This is a genomic window from Chryseobacterium soldanellicola, assembly GCF_900100115.1.
In the GTDB taxonomy this organism is placed as follows: Bacteria; Bacteroidota; Bacteroidia; order Flavobacteriales; family Weeksellaceae; genus Chryseobacterium; species Chryseobacterium soldanellicola.
Genome location: NZ_FNKL01000002.1, coordinates 43,131 through 57,607 on the forward strand (window position 1 = coordinate 43,131; position 14,477 = coordinate 57,607).

The following is a 14,477-nucleotide window of genomic DNA, read 5'->3' on the forward strand; positions in this document are numbered from 1 at the left end:
AATATTTTTATTTATTAACAAAAATATTATCTTCCGTTAATATTATTTCCTTCTCTTCTCCTATCGAAAACATGTGGTCTTCAAGCACTTTTTCAGTGGTTCCTCTCAGTCCTCTGGCGCCTAAACCTTTTTCAATAGTCTCGTCTACAATTTTTTCAATTGCTCCGTCAGTGAAGACCAATTTGGTGCCATCCATCTTAAAAAGCTCCACAAATTGATTCACGATAGAGTTTTTTGGCTCTTTCATGATTCTTACCATCACCTCTTTCGTGAGTTTATCGAGATAAGTGATGATCGGAAATCTGCCCAAAAGTTCGGGAATTAATCCGAAAGTACGAAGATCAATTGCATTAATATTTGTTAATACATAATCATCTTCATCTACTTTATTGATCTTTTCAGAGCTAAAACCTATTGCCTGCTTATTCATTCTTCTTTCGATGATCTCTTTTATCCCGTCAAAAGCTCCGCCGGCAATAAATAAAATATTTTGAGTATTTACCTGAATATATTTCTGATCAGGATGTTTTCTTCCCCCCTGAGGCGGAACGTTCACAATACTTCCTTCCAGTAATTTCAATAAACCCTGCTGTACACCTTCACCCGAGACGTCTCTTGTGATGCTCGGATTATCAGATTTTCTTGCAATTTTATCAATTTCATCAATAAATACGATTCCTTTTTCTGCTTTTTCCACATCATAATCTGCTACCATCAACAGTCTTGATAAAATACTTTCAACATCTTCACCCACATAGCCCGCTTCTGTAAGAATTGTAGCGTCAACAATACAAAATGGAACATTCAACTCCCTTGCGATGGTTTTCGCTAACAAAGTTTTACCGGTTCCCGTTTCACCGATCATGATGATGTTTGATTTCTCCAGTTCGACTTCTCTGTTTTCGTCCTGAGCATGAAGCAATCTTTTATAATGATTGTAAACGGCGATGGAAAGCTGTTTTTTAGCCTGATCCTGTCCGATTACATATTGATTGAGAAATTCTTTGATCTCTTTAGGTTTTTTAAGCTCATTTATATTTTCTGCCGGTGAAAATCCTTCCTTAGAAACGCTGTCTTTCACGATGGAATGTGCCTGTTCTATGCAATTTTCGCAGATAAAGCCGTTCTGACCGGAAATCAGCATCTGTACTTCACTTCTTTTTCTTCCGCAGAAAGAACATTGGTTTGAGTTCATACTATATAATATATATGGTAAAGAAAATCGCAAAAATTTCTTTTCACGACTTTCTTATTTTTTTAAGAATTAATAATTGAGTTTTGAATCTCCGTATATTCTTCATCTGATAATTTTAATCGTTCGTTCCTGAAATTCATATCCTCCATTTTATTTAACGGAATGAGATGAATGTGCGCATGAGGAACTTCAAGTCCTACAACCGCCACTCCCACTCTGACGCAGGGAACGGCAACTTTAATCTTCTTCGCCACTTCCTGAGCAAATCCCCAAAGGTTTTTATATTCTTCGCTTTCAAGATCAAAAATAAGATCAACTTCTTTTTTAGGAACCACCAAAGTATGTCCCTTCACTAAAGGCATTGCATCCAAAAATGCAATAAAATGATCATTTTCCGCTATTTTATAAGAAGGGATTTCGCCGTAGATGATCTTTGTGAATATTGTGCTCATTTTTTATCGAAATTAGATTTTAGAAGTTAGAAATTAGTCAAAATTTATTCTGAGAAATTTATCTTTTATCTTTTATCTTTTATCTTTTATCTTTTATCTTTTTATAAAGTAATTTCCAGAACTTCGAAAGACAATTTGTTTCCGTTTGGTAACACGATATCAGCTGTTTCACCGATAACTTTACCCAGCAAACCTTTTGCAATAGGCGTGTTTACAGAGATTTTTCCATTTTTCAGATCACTTTCGTTATCAGGAACCAATGTAAATTTCTGTTCCTGGTTGGTTGCATTATTTTTAAGTCTCACTGTTGTTAAAATGGAGACTTTTGAAGTATCTAATTGGCTTTCGTCAATAATTTTAGAAGAAGAAATAATATCTTTTAGCTTAGAAATCCTCATTTCAAGCATTCCCTGAGCTTCTTTAGCTGCATCATATTCTGCATTTTCAGACAAATCTCCCTTATCTCTTGCCTCTGCAATCTGTTGAGTAATTTTGGGTCTTTCCACAGCTTCCAACTGTTCCAGCTCAGCTTTCATTTTCTCTAACCCCTCCTTTGTAACATAGCTTGCCATAATTTTCAAAATTTAGTTTTAGTATAAAAAAATAATCCGACATTTGCCGGACAATGTTTTCGTGTTGTATCATTTAACTTTTACAAATATATAAAAATTTAAATTGAAATGAAAAAAACTTTTTCAATCTTATCTATTTTCACTATACTGATTTTCAATTGTTTAACCATTAATTCTTGTGGAAGTACGGAAGATACGGTAAGCTGTTTCCCGAACAGCCCCATTAACGTAACTTTAAATCTGAATCTGCCTGCTTATAACAACCTAAACCAGGTCGGAGGCTGGATTTACGTCAATGAGCAGCAATCCGGGACAAGAGGACTTATTGTGGTAAGAGCATCCAATACAACTTTTAAAGTCTATGACAGAAATGCCCCTCATATTTGTCCTGAAAGCAATACAACACTTGAGGTAAAAGACAATATCAGCGTCGTTTGCCCAAAAGATAATGCAACCTGGATTTTGATTACCGGGCAGCCAACATCCGGAGCTTCTGTTCCTCCGAAAACGTATCCTTATAATTTTGACGGGAATTCTAAAGTTTTAAATATTTATTATTAATTCATGAAAGTTGTCGTTCAAAGAGTTTCCGAAGCAAATGTGAAGGTTGACGGAAAAATTGCCGGCGAAATCAATAAAGGCTTTATGCTTTTGGTTGGGATTGATGAAGGTGATTCTACAACGGATGCAGATTGGCTGGTTCAGAAAATTTTAAACCTAAGAGTTTTTGCCGATGCCGATGAAAAACTCAATCTTTCCGTTAAAGATATTTCGGGAGAAATTCTATGTATCAGTCAATTTACCTTAATTGCTGATTATAAAAAAGGAAACCGCCCGTCTTTTATAAAAGCGGCAAAACCTGATAAAGCGATCCCACTTTTTGATTATTTTAAAGAAGAAATTGCAAAATCAGGATTAAAAACCGAAAGCGGAATTTTCGGGGCAGACATGAAAGTCTCTTTAATCAATGACGGACCCGTAACGATTGTTTTGGATTCCATCACAAAAGCTTAAATTTACAACAGATAATAATTTATAACAAAAATGAAAAAAACCTTAGTTACTTTAGTTCTTCTGACAGGAATCAACTTATCTTTTGCTCAAACTTATACCGATGAGCAAAAAGCATCTTATTATATCGGTCTTGATATTGCTCAAAATATGAAAAAGCAATCATTTTCAGTAGATCCGAATCTTATGGCCCAAGCTATAAAAGACGAATTCACAGATAAGCCAAGATTATTTCCGAAAGAAGAAATGCAGACTTTTCTACAGGGTTTCATGCAGAAGCAAAATGAAAAAAAGCAGGCAGAAGCAAAAATAAAAGCAGAAGAAAATAAGAAAAAAGGCGCTGAATTTCTTGCTAAAAACAAGCTAAACAAAAAAATAACAACTACAGCAAGTGGTTTACAATATGAAGTTCTGACACCGGGTGACGGAAAAGCCAAGCCTACCGCTTCAAGCACTGCCAACGTAACATACACAGGAAAACTGATGGACGGGACTGTTTTTGATTCTACAGATAATCACGGCGGAAAACCAATCGAGCTAAATCTTTCAAGTGTAATTAAAGGCTGGACCGAAGGTATTCAATTGATGACCAAAGGCGCAAAATACAGATTTTACATTCCATCTGATCTGGCTTACGGAGATAATGGAGCCGGAGGGGTAATTCCTCCCGGAGCAACTCTTATTTTCGATGTCGAATTGGTGGATTTTAAATAATTCTTAATGATGAGTCCCGAAGGGACGATTTAACAAAAGATTGGATAAAATCCAATCGATAAAATTACAGGATTCAAATAAAAACGTCTCTCAAAATTTGAGAGACGTTTTTTATATAAACTTTATAAAAATTATTTCGCAGGAACGCTGCTGAAATTAAGAGCTATTTTTAAGTTCATGTCAGAACTTGTCTGATTTTTCAATTCATAAACGGTTCTTACCGTCAAGCCCGAGCTTTTTACAACACTGTCTAAAAAGCCGGTATCATTTAAATCTAAATTTAAGCTCGCCGCGTTGGTAGAAATATCCGAGCGCGATGCTACCAGTTTTTCACCTGTTCCGCTTGAAGAAATATAGACTTTTACTGTTTTCAAAGCGCTTAAATTCCCTCCTGAAGGACTGACTACAGAGATTTTAGCATCAGAAATTCTTACATCTTTAATTTTCGCATCATTATTACCTCCAAACCATGTCTGTACATTAGAAGCTGTAGCCGTTGATGAGACTTCTTTATCCGCAGGCACACCTGTAGAAATCAAAACATTGGCTGTATAAGGAAATGTATTTTGAACCAATGACTGCACCGTTCCGCAACTTACAAGTGCAGCTGAAGCCACCACTGCTGTTAAAAACATATTTTTCATAATAGTAAATCTTTGAGAGTACATCTTGCAGAAATTATACCAAAATTATTCAACACTTACTGTAAAATGGCCTTTTGTATTTCCAGAAGCCATGTTGCTTTTTCCGATAATCAGCCAGACTTCGCCTTTTCCCGGAGTTTCATATTCCATTTCCCTTGCGAACGGTCCGTCGTAATCTCCATTGGGTAGTTTTATCTGATTAAACCTGATGTTAAAATCATTTTCTTTGGTCGAAATTTTAGCTTTAATAGTAGGCTGATTGTAGTTTGCAATTTTCAGAATTAATTGTTGTCCGTCTTTTGTAAACTCTTCACCAAGCGTGAACGGAAGCTGTGATGCATCCGCAGTTCTTACGATTTTCCCTTCCTCTTCACTTCTCATCACTCCTGTTCGCAACACCTCTTTGGTAACCGGAGCATTGTTGATGATCGAATCTTTTTTTCTAAGCGCCGCAGAATCTACTTGAGAATGTGCCGCCGATTGCTCTGTAACCGCCATTGAATCTTTTGAAGTTTCCGTTACGCTTCCTTCTTTTTTACAAGAAATAATAATCAATGGGATCAGCCATAAGGATTTTTTCATAATAGTTATTTTTAAAATTTCAGAGTTGAGGACTCATGAGAAAATTTAAATGCCAAAATTGTTCCATAAAACCTTTAAAAAACAATTCTATTTTACAATTTCGGGAGAAATCATCTGATTATTTTCTTTTCGGATCATCTTTATCATAAAGTACATAAAATTCAATAAAATACCCATCAGTATGGTAACACCCCACGTTTTTGTATGCTCTAAAGGATTAATAAACCGGTCGACAATATCATTAAAAAGTCCGAATGGATTATTCAAAACATCCCATGAATTCCATCTTAAAAATCTGCCGAGATAAACCCCAAAACCGCTCAGAAAAAGAAAGAAAATAGTAATCATATTAATTGTAATTCTTTTAAAATAGTTTGAAAGCAGTTTTTCAATATCCAATAGGCTCACAAAACCGCACATCAAACCTGCCCATGCGAAAGAAAGAATAACCACCAAATCATACCAGATAGGAACTGAGCTTCTTGCCTTCAAGTGAAAAAGATCTGTTAAAATATAAGGCGAATTTGGAAAAAATAAAATCCAGATAATGACTGCAAAAACTATCGAAATTTTACTTTTAATATTAAAAATCAATAAAAAACTGCTTATTATCAAAGGAATCCAGGCTAAAAATAAATTCCAGTTTAGAAAGAAAAAAACTTTTGTGTCACTAATATAATATCTAAATATAGAAAGCGCAAAGCAAAATAACGTCATCAAAATCAGCAGAAAACCAATCTCAAATCTCGGATATTCTTTTATCTTTTTGATCATTGTATTTTATTTAATGGTTTGATAATACATTGCTTTCGACAAAAAACTTTCATTTTTTTGCGGCTGAACCTGCTGCAGAATCTCTTTTCTAAGTTTTTCATCATGTTTTTCTGCGGCATATTCTAAAAGCTCTTTTTTATTGAAATAAAATTCTCTTTTATGATAATTTAAGGCAAAATCTTTACGTTTCATATTTTGAGCGGTGATGAATCCGCCCCAATTGATATAACTGCAAATCAGGATCGTAGCATAAAAATACCAGGTCATTGAATTGAATAAAAACGCATTTCTTTTTTTATACTGAATTTTAATGAAAGTCATGATCAAACCGATCAAAGACAACATAAGAAAAGCATAAACACCCAATCTTTTGTAGGTAAAACCGGAATTGACGATGTATTCAGAATTTTTCACCATCGCAGAAAAAACCAAAACCGCATTAAGTAAAATCCAGATTTTAACTAAAATTTTCATTAAGCCTGCTTTGGGATCAAAATTGAAATTTGATTTAAAATAAAACATGATTACCAAAATTGCCATAACAATAGAACCAATCACGGCTCCAACTCTTTCATGCGTTTCTTTCGAAAGCTTAACCGGAGTTTTTACGGCTTCATAAAACTGTTCGTAATTAAAAGTAAAAATGAAAAATATCAACAAAATATTTAATAAAAAGAAAGAAATTACACCACTCATTCTTTCAGCATTTAAGTCTAAAAAAGAATAGGTTGATTTCTGAATTTTATCTTTCTCCTGAAAATCATTATCCAAGATGTGATTTTGTTTGTAGATCAGCTTTTCGACCGAGTAATTCCAATAATTGAAAGCAATAAAAAACCCTAAAACGGTAATGCAGAACAGTTGCCAGAAATTAATATCAAGCTCAAAATTGGTAAATAAATTCGCAAAATGATCGCTTCCTGCAGAATAAATTCCAAAGAAAATGCCGACAAACAGTAAAGGAATCAGCACAAAAGCAAATATCTTCTGCCACAATCCCGGAATATTTTTTTTCGGAAGCCACCTGTCGAAACTGAAAAACCGGCAAATGAATGTGAAGCAATTAACGACAAAAACCGGGATCAGAAAAAGCGGTTTCATCCTTTTATTTTTTGATCGGTAAGACAGCAGTAAAAGAGAGCTTACAACAGCCAGAAATGAAGGAAAATCGCCGTACCAGGCAAATGCGATGCTTGAAAGAATGCTGGTCAAAAAAAGGATAAGAAATGTTCTCGTCCTGTTCTTTTCAGGGGTTTTAAAAATAGTTAATACGGAATAAATAATGCCTAAAATTCCAAGATTCAGTCCTACATTCTGATTGTAAAAAAGAGCGATAAACAGTGCTGTTGTAAGAAATATATAATGATGTGTTTTCATAATAACTGAGTTAAAAAATTAATATAAAACCGGAGTTTGTTTTTGTTGGACAAAATCTTTCAGGTTGTCAAAATTCTGCCATAAAAGACATTCAAAATCCCATTGATAAAAAGGCCTCATATTCTGACCTTTTTTATAGGCTTCCCAATACATTTTTAAATATTCAGGGAGAATCAATGTGCCCAAAACTATTGCTGCCAAAAGATGGGCATTGAGTTTTCCGTTCCCGAGAAGGAGAAACTGCATGGCTATTTCGTCCTCAAAATTTGTCCCGCAACCCGTAATCAAATGATGTACATCGTGATCTTCCATTTTGGGGATCATCGTAAAGCCGTGCTTTTTATAAAACTCTCCCAATTTTCGGCCTAAAGAATCTTCCTGAAAGCTGAGAAGCTGCTTTTCATTGAACTGCCATTGTCTTTTTTTCTTTTTAAAATATTTTCTGTACAGTTTCTGAGTATGATCGTACACAAAAAGCAAGAATTGAACGCGTATTTTTTTCATAATTTACTTAATTAAGGTTAATTAATTATATTGAGTCCTATTACAGCATACACAATAGCAACAGGAATATTGATCAGCAATATCATGGAAGATTTAATGCAGGTTTCGAGCTTATTTTTATGTAAAAAACCATAAATTAAAAGTCCTGCGATAACGCCGAGATTTAGAATTGATCCAAAAAATAAAAGTATGAGCCCGGCGAAAGCATATTCTTCATTTTTCGTGAACAGATATCCAAAAAGGCAAAAATTACCCAATAAGAATGAAAATGCAAAGACGGTTTTCCCAATGTTGATGATAGAATTTTTTTCCATAATTAATTATTTTAAAACAAAGAACTTTGAATTACAAAGTTAAAATTCAAAAAAATATAACGCTTATTTTCCTAATAATTTTTCTAAAGCATTTAAATGCTCCGTAAAAGCTTCTCTTCCACTTTGAGTTACACGGTAAGAAGTTTTAGGTTTCTTTCCTACAAATTCTTTTTTTACTTCAATATAATTAGCTTTTTCCAAGGCATTGCTGTGGCTCGCCAAATTACCGTCAGTGATTTCCAAAAGGCTTTTCATTTCAGAGAAATCAACCCAGTCGTTCACCATCAGAACGGACATAATGCCCAACCTTACACGGCTTTCGAATTCTTTATTGAGTTGATTTATATTGATCATGAGGGTTTTTGAGTATTAGAGTTTTAGAGTTTTAGAGTTTTAGAGTTTTAGCGAATATAATTCATAATTCATAATTCATAATTCATAATTCATAATTCATAATTCATAATTCATAATTCATAATTTATTTATATTTCTTATGCATAATCAGGCCGTAAACAATATGCAAAACGCCAAAGCCGATTGTCCAGAAAACCAATCCCCAACCCAGGAAAAACATCGATAACAGCCCAAGAACAATCTGGCAGTATCCTAAATATTTGATATCGGTTAAAGTATATCTTTCAGCGCTTACCAAGGCTAATCCGTAAAAAATAAGTGTTGCAGGTGCGATCCATACAAAAAGATGATGAAAAAGCAACGCAAGACAAACAATTCCGCCCGTCACCAAAGGCACTGCAAAAGTAAAAAGAAGGCGCTTTGTTGTGCCGTCCCAGATTTTGAGACCTTTTCTTTTGCTTTTATTAGCTGTAAAAATATATCCGCTTAAAATGGCTGTTAATAAGATCAAAGTTCCTATCACGACCAATTCACGAACCAATGCCGGGCCAAAAAAATTTCTCTGACCCGCAAAATAATCGATTCCTTCTCGCTGAAAAACAAAATAAACATAAGCTGCACCAATGATCGCTGCCAAACCGGCAACCACTCCAGACAGTCCGCTCAGGGAAATAAATCTGGAAGAACGTTCCATCATGGAACGAATGTGCGATAAGTCTTCGTGATAGTTTTTTGAATCCATATAAAGAACTTTGAATTGCAAAGTTATAATTTATTTTTAATCTTCAAAATATTTTTGGAAATAATTTTTACTAATACCCACTTTTAAACATAATGCTTCTTTTTAATGCAAAGCAACAAAGATTTTTAACAACTGACTGTTTTTATGATTCGCAAAGGTATTCTACTCGGAAACAAAAACATCCTGTATTTTTTTGAAGCATAAATTAAAAAGCCGCTGATTTCTCAATGGCTTTTTTATTAGAATTAAGATTATTTTGCTCTTAATTTTTCTTTAATTGATTCTATATTTTTCTTTGCAGAATCTTCCAGGATCAAGCTTGCGCTCATGTGAATTCTGGCAGGCATCAATTCGTTAAAATGATCCGTTCCTTCCCAGGATACTTTTTTAATTAAAGCCAAAGCATCTTCACTTCTTGAGGCCAGCGTCTGCAAAAATTTTTCAAGTTTCACATCCATTTCAGCAATATTTTCTGAAACTGAATGGTACACATTATGTTGCTCTGCCCATTCTGCGGATCGGAAATCTGCATCGATTGCCATGGCAGAAAACTGAGATTTCCCTATTTTTCTTTCCACATACGGCCCGATTACGAATGGCCCGATTCCTAAATTAATTTCTGTTAAAGCCAATGCAGCATCTTTTGTAGCAAAGCAATAATCGGCTCCGCAGGCAATTCCTACTCCACCTCCCGTTGTTTTTCCCTGAACTCTTACGACTACGATTTTTCCGCAGTTTCTCATGGCATTCAAGACTTTAGCAAAACCTCCAAAGAATTTTGTAGACGCTTCCAGCTCTTCAATTGCCAAAAGCTCGTCAAAGCTTGCTCCTGCGCAGAATGCTTTTTCGCCTTCACTTTTCAGTAAAATAGCTTTCACCTCATCTTTTTTGCCTTCATCCAAAATGGTCTGTGCTAATTTTTCAAGGATGGCTCCGGGTAAAGAATTACTTTTTGGGGTTCCGAAAGTGATCTCGGCAATATTGTTTTTAATCTCAGCTACTACAAATTCGTTCATTATTTAGATTTATTTGAATTCTTACAAAAATACTAAATGTGCCGCTTTTGGAGAAGGTTTACGTAAGATAATTGATTTTTCTGTGATGCCATTTATTTGTCTGCAATTTTTAAGGAGCTGTTTCCCGCTATCCACTTTTACTCCTCGCGCCAACGTGCTCCAACACCTAAACCCTCAACCCTTCCCCTCCCAGCTGCGGGGTAGTCGTTACTATCGGGGCTAGAAAAGTGAATTGTCAATGAGTGAATCGTGAATTTATATGCAGCTGAAAAATTAATTATTAACGATTTACCTTCAAAATGTATACTGTTGAAACCGACTCCGTATAAATACTGGAAAGATAATTTGGTAGTATTTACGCTATAACTTACTGTAAACCAAATGTAAATTTGTAGTGTTCATTTAAAGAAGCTTCATAAAAAACATGAACAGGTGAATCCGAAAAACCATAAAAGAGTAGGAAATAAAACTAAAAAAATTAACACCATGTCTTATCCATTAGTAGAAATCAAAAATTCAACAAATTACATTGTATCAGGTAAAGTTTCTTATGCAAGTATTTTTTGTTCAGACGATAATTATACAGTAACTCCGCTTACCACCTGGAAAGCAAGCAGCAGAGGTGTATGTTTATTAACGAAAATTACAGCGACCGTTAAAACTCCATCCGGTGATATTGTTGCGACACCTTATGAATCGTCCGGGACATCATACAGTCAGTTTGCAATTTTACAGACAGGGCCTAATTCTTTTGCCGTGACAAGAATCGTAAACTTAAGCGAGGACGCTGTTCCGGAAGATTATGTTGAGCCAACTGTACAGCAAAAATAATCAACCGTAAAGTGGAATTATTGAATTATTTTCAATTAAATATTCATTTTATTATAAAATTATAAACCTTCAGATTAATCTGAAGGTTTTTTTTCCTATCTTTAAAAGGTTGATTACGTAGAAATACTGAACCGTTAATTTGGTGTTTTATACTCTACCCGGGGCTTTGCATATGTTGTTCCTTTGAATTGTCAATAAAGACGAAAAAAAGGTTCTTAAAAATATGGCGACATCCGAAAAGCCAATAACAGAGTAGGGAAATTTATAACTGAAAAATATATCATCATGGAAGAAATGATCGGAGTAATCAAATTATTTGCAGGAAACTTTGCTCCCAAAGGCTTTATGCTTTGTGACGGAAGCTTATTAAGCATTGCTCAGAACTCGGCACTTTTCTCAATCCTGGGAACAACTTATGGCGGAGACGGAGTAACAACTTTTGCTTTACCCAACTTAAAAGGCCGTTACCCAATAGGAACTGGAAATGTAAATTCTAATGAATATTACCCTTTAGGAGTACAGGCCGGAACAACACAAACAACTATAACTACACCAAACCTGCCAAGCTTTATCAGCCAGATGATGGTTTCCAGATCCAATGCCAATTCTATAACCCCTTCATCAAGCACGTCTATTGGTGTTACCGGAACTACTGTAGGAAGAGACTTTACAGCCGTTCCCAGTTTTGTAAACGGAGATCCCGATACGGTGATTAACGCAAAATCTGTTTCTTTCGTTGGCCAGAATATTCCGATCAACAATATGCCTCCTTATTTAGGATTAAATTATATTATCTGTGTACAAGGAATTTACCCTTCAAGACCGTAATTAAAAAACATTATAAAAAATAAATTAATAACTGAAAAATTATACTATTATGGAAGAAATGATGGGAGTTATCAAATTGTTTGCGGGCAATTTCCCTCCAAGAAACTTTATGTATTGCAACGGAGCTCTTTTAAGCATTGCTCAAAACTCGGCACTTTTTGCAATTTTAGGCACTACTTACGGTGGTGACGGTGTCACTACTTTTGCATTACCGAATCTAAACGGCCGTTACCCGATCGGGGCAGGAAGCTCAAGTATAGGAACATTCACGCTTGGTCAAGCGGCAGGATCTCCTCAAACTACGATTCTTTCCTCAAATTTGCCAAGCATCAACAGCCAGCTAAGAGTAGCGAATGTAAATGCCAATTCTTCAACACCTTCACTGAGCACATCGATTGCCATTACCGGAAACACGGTGGGCAGAGATTTCACGGCAGTTCCAAGCTTTGTAAACGGTGACCCTGACACAATGATTAATGCAAAATCGGTTTTCTTTCAGGGACAGAATTTACCGATTAACAACATGCCTCCTTACTTAGGATTAAACTACATTATCTGTGTTGCAGGAATATTCCCTTCAAGAGATTAAAAAAAAATAAATTTAAAACAACCTAAAACTTAAAATCATGAAAAGCACTACTTTTTTATTAATCTGTAGTCTGCTCATTTCTACTTTCACCTTTGCGCAGACAAGTACAGAACAATTTGAGACAGAATCTCAAAACAGTACAAGTTTTACTGACAACGGAGTTATTTTCAACATCCTGACTCATGTAGGAGGATTCGACATCCAGGCGAATTATCCGGGAACAGGATGGAGCGGAACGGCTAATGACAACAGATATATTGACAATTCCGGAGCGGGAAACATTGCAGTAGGAGCATCATTCAGCATCAAAACAACTTCAAATTTATTTAAAGTTAACAGATTCTGGATCTTTTTATCTGATACAAGCTTAAACCAGACCGTTTCAGGAACACTTACTGTTACCGGTAAATTATCCGGAGTAACCAAATTTACACAAACAAAAACCACAGGTTTTGCCACTTCCTTAGGCTCTACAAACGGTTATACATTAATTGATTTAACGAATCTTAACGGGCAAAATTATTCCAACATCGTTATCGATCAGCTTCAGGTTACCCTTGGTGGTTTATACACTTACGGCGGCCTTGATTCCTTTACCTGGGTAAAAGACACAGGGATTGTTTTGGGGGCAAACGATGTAAAAGCTTCTAAAACCAAAGCAACAAATATATATCCTAACCCCACAAACGGCCCTCTTACGATTGAAACTGCCGAAAGCGCAAAGTTTGAGGTGTATGGACAATCCGGACAGCTGGTAAAAACGATCGAAGCTAAAAAAGGGATCAACGAAACCAATATTTCGGAACTTCCAAAAGGAGTTTATATAATAAAATCTTCTTCGGAATCTTATAAAATCATTAAAAAATAGGTAAAAGCTTATCATTAAAGTTGAATAACCATGAAAACTTTTAATATAAGTGATTATCCGTGATAATTTAATGCTTAAGTGTGATGTAATCCCTTGATTTTTCAGGGGATTTTTTATTTAAAAAAAGTAATCAATCATTAAAATATTAATTAAAAACAAAAACCATGAACACATTTACCCAAAATTGGATGAGTTATATTGACGGTAAAAAGAAACTCACAGAGCTTACCATACCGGGAACTCACGACAGCGCAACATACGACACTGCTTTTATGCCTGCACAATGCCAGACGATGAGCTTTACAGATCAGCTGAATTCAGGAATCCGTTTTTTGGATTTTCGCCTGAAAAGAGGATACGATGCGGATAAAGATCATGTTTTATGGTTTTATCACGGCAGCCTGGGCTTAAATCTTCACTTCGGACAGGTTATCAATATGCTTGTGGATTTTCTGAAAAAGAATAAAGAAGAAACCATCATTATGTGTGTAAAAAATGAATCTGATCCCACAAACGAAGACAAACAGGAGAAATTTTACAATGATTTTAATATTACTATAGCCAACAATTACCCTTCTTTTTTCTGCAGGGAAAACAAAATCCCCACGCTGGATGATGTAAGAGGAAAAATTGTTTTTGTAAAAAGGTTTGCAACAGGAAAAGTGAACAGCTCACATGACGGACTAAATTTATTTGACAATTGGCCCAATGATGCCACAGCTCCTTTTGAAAATAATGGTATTAAATATTATGTACAAGACACTTATTACAGCTGGGGTAAAGAAAGGGAAGATAAATTTACCCAACATGTAAAGCCTGCTTTAATTGCTGCAGCAAACGGAGAACAAGACAGATTATACTTTAATTTTTCAAGCGGAACAGGCTTTTCAGGAGGTATTTTACCTGATACAACAAGACCTTGGGACCTGGCAAAAGTGGTGAATCCTTTATTTTTAGACTACATAAAAAATCATTCACGGGGAAGATACGGAATCATCCCGATGGATTATCCGGAACATCCTGATAACAAAAAACTGATCACCGCTCTCATCAACTGCAATGAATTTAAAATTGCAGCTCCGGTTTCCGCAGAAGCTTAAAAACGATTAA

20 protein-coding genes are annotated in these 14,477 nt (G+C 35.2%); 8 read left to right on the forward strand and 12 right to left on the reverse strand.

Translation table 11 applies throughout. From position 1 onward, the window contains the following. Positions 1–7: 7 nt before the first annotated feature. The 3 genes from clpX to greA form a co-directional block, all read right to left on the reverse strand. Positions 8–1,195: an ATP-dependent Clp protease ATP-binding subunit ClpX gene (clpX, locus tag BLT04_RS04895; protein ID WP_089754322.1), complete on the reverse strand. Its 1,188-nt coding sequence runs from the start codon at positions 1,193–1,195 to the stop codon at positions 8–10. Positions 1,196–1,257: 62 nt separating this feature from the next. Then, complete coding sequence (locus BLT04_RS04900) at positions 1,258–1,647, reverse strand: HIT family protein (protein ID WP_089754324.1); 390 nt, start codon at positions 1,645–1,647, stop codon at positions 1,258–1,260. A 101-nt stretch (positions 1,648–1,748) separates the two neighbouring features. Further along, positions 1,749–2,219, reverse strand: coding sequence for a transcription elongation factor GreA (greA, locus tag BLT04_RS04905; protein WP_089754327.1), 471 nt, complete (start codon positions 2,217–2,219; stop codon positions 1,749–1,751). 108 nt (positions 2,220–2,327) lie between these two features. Here greA and BLT04_RS04910 point away from each other — a divergent pair, with 108 nt between their 5' ends. The 3 genes from BLT04_RS04910 to BLT04_RS04920 are packed head-to-tail and all read left to right on the forward strand — an operon-like array spanning position 2,328 to position 3,944. Further along, positions 2,328–2,780, forward strand: a complete 453-nt coding sequence (locus BLT04_RS04910) for a hypothetical protein (RefSeq protein WP_089754330.1) — start codon at positions 2,328–2,330, stop codon at positions 2,778–2,780. A gap of 3 nt (positions 2,781–2,783) precedes the next feature. After that, positions 2,784–3,233 carry a D-aminoacyl-tRNA deacylase gene (dtd, locus tag BLT04_RS04915; protein WP_089754331.1) on the forward strand — a complete coding sequence of 150 codons (450 nt, stop codon included), beginning with the start codon at positions 2,784–2,786 and terminating at the stop codon, positions 3,231–3,233. Positions 3,234–3,263: 30 nt separating this feature from the next. After that, complete coding sequence (locus BLT04_RS04920) at positions 3,264–3,944, forward strand: FKBP-type peptidyl-prolyl cis-trans isomerase (RefSeq protein WP_089754333.1); 681 nt, start codon at positions 3,264–3,266, stop codon at positions 3,942–3,944. 131 nt (positions 3,945–4,075) lie between these two features. On the opposite strand, the gene BLT04_RS04925 is transcribed toward BLT04_RS04920, so the two are convergent. The 9 genes from BLT04_RS04925 to BLT04_RS04965 form a co-directional block, all read right to left on the reverse strand. Then, entirely contained in the window at positions 4,076–4,588 is a 513-nt protein-coding gene (locus BLT04_RS04925; protein WP_089754335.1) for a hypothetical protein, read from the reverse strand. A 45-nt stretch (positions 4,589–4,633) separates the two neighbouring features. Then, positions 4,634–5,170 carry a hypothetical protein gene (locus BLT04_RS04930; protein WP_089754337.1) on the reverse strand — a complete coding sequence of 179 codons (537 nt, stop codon included), beginning with the start codon at positions 5,168–5,170 and terminating at the stop codon, positions 4,634–4,636. A gap of 87 nt (positions 5,171–5,257) precedes the next feature. Further along, on the reverse strand, positions 5,258–5,944 hold the full coding sequence (locus BLT04_RS04935; RefSeq protein ID WP_228421911.1) for a DUF1361 domain-containing protein: 687 nt from the start codon (positions 5,942–5,944) through the stop codon (positions 5,258–5,260). Positions 5,945–5,950: 6 nt separating this feature from the next. Then, positions 5,951–7,321, reverse strand: coding sequence for a DUF4153 domain-containing protein (locus BLT04_RS04940; protein ID WP_089754339.1), 1,371 nt, complete (start codon positions 7,319–7,321; stop codon positions 5,951–5,953). 18 nt (positions 7,322–7,339) lie between these two features. Next, positions 7,340–7,825: a Coq4 family protein gene (locus tag BLT04_RS04945; protein ID WP_089754340.1), complete on the reverse strand. Its 486-nt coding sequence runs from the start codon at positions 7,823–7,825 to the stop codon at positions 7,340–7,342. A gap of 17 nt (positions 7,826–7,842) precedes the next feature. After that, complete coding sequence (locus tag BLT04_RS04950) at positions 7,843–8,139, reverse strand: hypothetical protein (protein ID WP_089754344.1); 297 nt, start codon at positions 8,137–8,139, stop codon at positions 7,843–7,845. A gap of 63 nt (positions 8,140–8,202) precedes the next feature. Further along, entirely contained in the window at positions 8,203–8,493 is a 291-nt protein-coding gene (locus BLT04_RS04955; RefSeq protein ID WP_089754347.1) for a winged helix-turn-helix domain-containing protein, read from the reverse strand. Between the two features lie 124 nt (positions 8,494–8,617). Then, positions 8,618–9,235 carry a hypothetical protein gene (locus BLT04_RS04960; protein ID WP_089754349.1) on the reverse strand — a complete coding sequence of 206 codons (618 nt, stop codon included), beginning with the start codon at positions 9,233–9,235 and terminating at the stop codon, positions 8,618–8,620. A 251-nt stretch (positions 9,236–9,486) separates the two neighbouring features. Then, on the reverse strand, positions 9,487–10,251 hold the full coding sequence (locus tag BLT04_RS04965) for an enoyl-CoA hydratase/isomerase family protein (protein ID WP_089754351.1): 765 nt from the start codon (positions 10,249–10,251) through the stop codon (positions 9,487–9,489). Positions 10,252–10,737: 486 nt separating this feature from the next. Between BLT04_RS04965 and BLT04_RS04970 the strand changes: the two genes are divergently transcribed. The 5 genes from BLT04_RS04970 (at position 10,738) to BLT04_RS04990 (ending at position 14,467) form a co-directional block, all read left to right on the forward strand. Continuing rightward, a complete protein-coding gene (locus BLT04_RS04970; protein ID WP_089755531.1) occupies positions 10,738–11,082 on the forward strand; it encodes a hypothetical protein in 345 nt (114 codons plus the stop codon). Positions 11,083–11,367: 285 nt separating this feature from the next. Next, entirely contained in the window at positions 11,368–11,910 is a 543-nt protein-coding gene (locus BLT04_RS04975) for a phage tail protein (protein ID WP_089754353.1), read from the forward strand. A 49-nt stretch (positions 11,911–11,959) separates the two neighbouring features. Continuing rightward, on the forward strand, positions 11,960–12,499 hold the full coding sequence (locus tag BLT04_RS04980; protein WP_089754354.1) for a phage tail protein: 540 nt from the start codon (positions 11,960–11,962) through the stop codon (positions 12,497–12,499). Positions 12,500–12,536: 37 nt separating this feature from the next. Next, positions 12,537–13,367, forward strand: coding sequence for a T9SS type A sorting domain-containing protein (locus tag BLT04_RS04985; RefSeq protein ID WP_089754356.1), 831 nt, complete (start codon positions 12,537–12,539; stop codon positions 13,365–13,367). A gap of 164 nt (positions 13,368–13,531) precedes the next feature. After that, a complete protein-coding gene (locus tag BLT04_RS04990) occupies positions 13,532–14,467 on the forward strand; it encodes a phosphatidylinositol-specific phospholipase C (protein ID WP_089754358.1) in 936 nt (311 codons plus the stop codon). Positions 14,468–14,477: the final 10 nt, after the last annotated feature.

Bases quoted from the DNA above. Each gene is read 5' to 3' on its own strand.
- clpX (WP_089754322.1), bottom strand. From the start codon at position 1,195: ATGAACTCAAACCAATGTTCTTTCTGCGGAAGAAAAAGAAGTGAAGTA.
- BLT04_RS04900 (WP_089754324.1), bottom strand. From the start codon at position 1,647: ATGAGCACAATATTCACAAAGATCATCTACGGCGAAATCCCTTCTTAT.
- greA (WP_089754327.1), bottom strand. From the start codon at position 2,219: ATGGCAAGCTATGTTACAAAGGAGGGGTTAGAGAAAATGAAAGCTGAG.
- BLT04_RS04910 (WP_089754330.1), top strand. From the start codon at position 2,328: ATGAAAAAAACTTTTTCAATCTTATCTATTTTCACTATACTGATTTTC.
- dtd (WP_089754331.1), top strand. From the start codon at position 2,784: ATGAAAGTTGTCGTTCAAAGAGTTTCCGAAGCAAATGTGAAGGTTGAC.
- BLT04_RS04920 (WP_089754333.1), top strand. From the start codon at position 3,264: ATGAAAAAAACCTTAGTTACTTTAGTTCTTCTGACAGGAATCAACTTA.
- BLT04_RS04925 (WP_089754335.1), bottom strand. From the start codon at position 4,588: ATGAAAAATATGTTTTTAACAGCAGTGGTGGCTTCAGCTGCACTTGTA.
- BLT04_RS04930 (WP_089754337.1), bottom strand. From the start codon at position 5,170: ATGAAAAAATCCTTATGGCTGATCCCATTGATTATTATTTCTTGTAAA.
- BLT04_RS04935 (WP_228421911.1), bottom strand. From the start codon at position 5,944: ATGATCAAAAAGATAAAAGAATATCCGAGATTTGAGATTGGTTTTCTG.
- BLT04_RS04940 (WP_089754339.1), bottom strand. From the start codon at position 7,321: ATGAAAACACATCATTATATATTTCTTACAACAGCACTGTTTATCGCT.
- BLT04_RS04945 (WP_089754340.1), bottom strand. From the start codon at position 7,825: ATGAAAAAAATACGCGTTCAATTCTTGCTTTTTGTGTACGATCATACT.
- BLT04_RS04950 (WP_089754344.1), bottom strand. From the start codon at position 8,139: ATGGAAAAAAATTCTATCATCAACATTGGGAAAACCGTCTTTGCATTT.
- BLT04_RS04955 (WP_089754347.1), bottom strand. From the start codon at position 8,493: ATGATCAATATAAATCAACTCAATAAAGAATTCGAAAGCCGTGTAAGG.
- BLT04_RS04960 (WP_089754349.1), bottom strand. From the start codon at position 9,235: ATGGATTCAAAAAACTATCACGAAGACTTATCGCACATTCGTTCCATG.
- BLT04_RS04965 (WP_089754351.1), bottom strand. From the start codon at position 10,251: ATGAACGAATTTGTAGTAGCTGAGATTAAAAACAATATTGCCGAGATC.
- BLT04_RS04970 (WP_089755531.1), top strand. From the start codon at position 10,738: ATGTCTTATCCATTAGTAGAAATCAAAAATTCAACAAATTACATTGTA.
- BLT04_RS04975 (WP_089754353.1), top strand. From the start codon at position 11,368: ATGGAAGAAATGATCGGAGTAATCAAATTATTTGCAGGAAACTTTGCT.
- BLT04_RS04980 (WP_089754354.1), top strand. From the start codon at position 11,960: ATGGAAGAAATGATGGGAGTTATCAAATTGTTTGCGGGCAATTTCCCT.
- BLT04_RS04985 (WP_089754356.1), top strand. From the start codon at position 12,537: ATGAAAAGCACTACTTTTTTATTAATCTGTAGTCTGCTCATTTCTACT.
- BLT04_RS04990 (WP_089754358.1), top strand. From the start codon at position 13,532: ATGAACACATTTACCCAAAATTGGATGAGTTATATTGACGGTAAAAAG.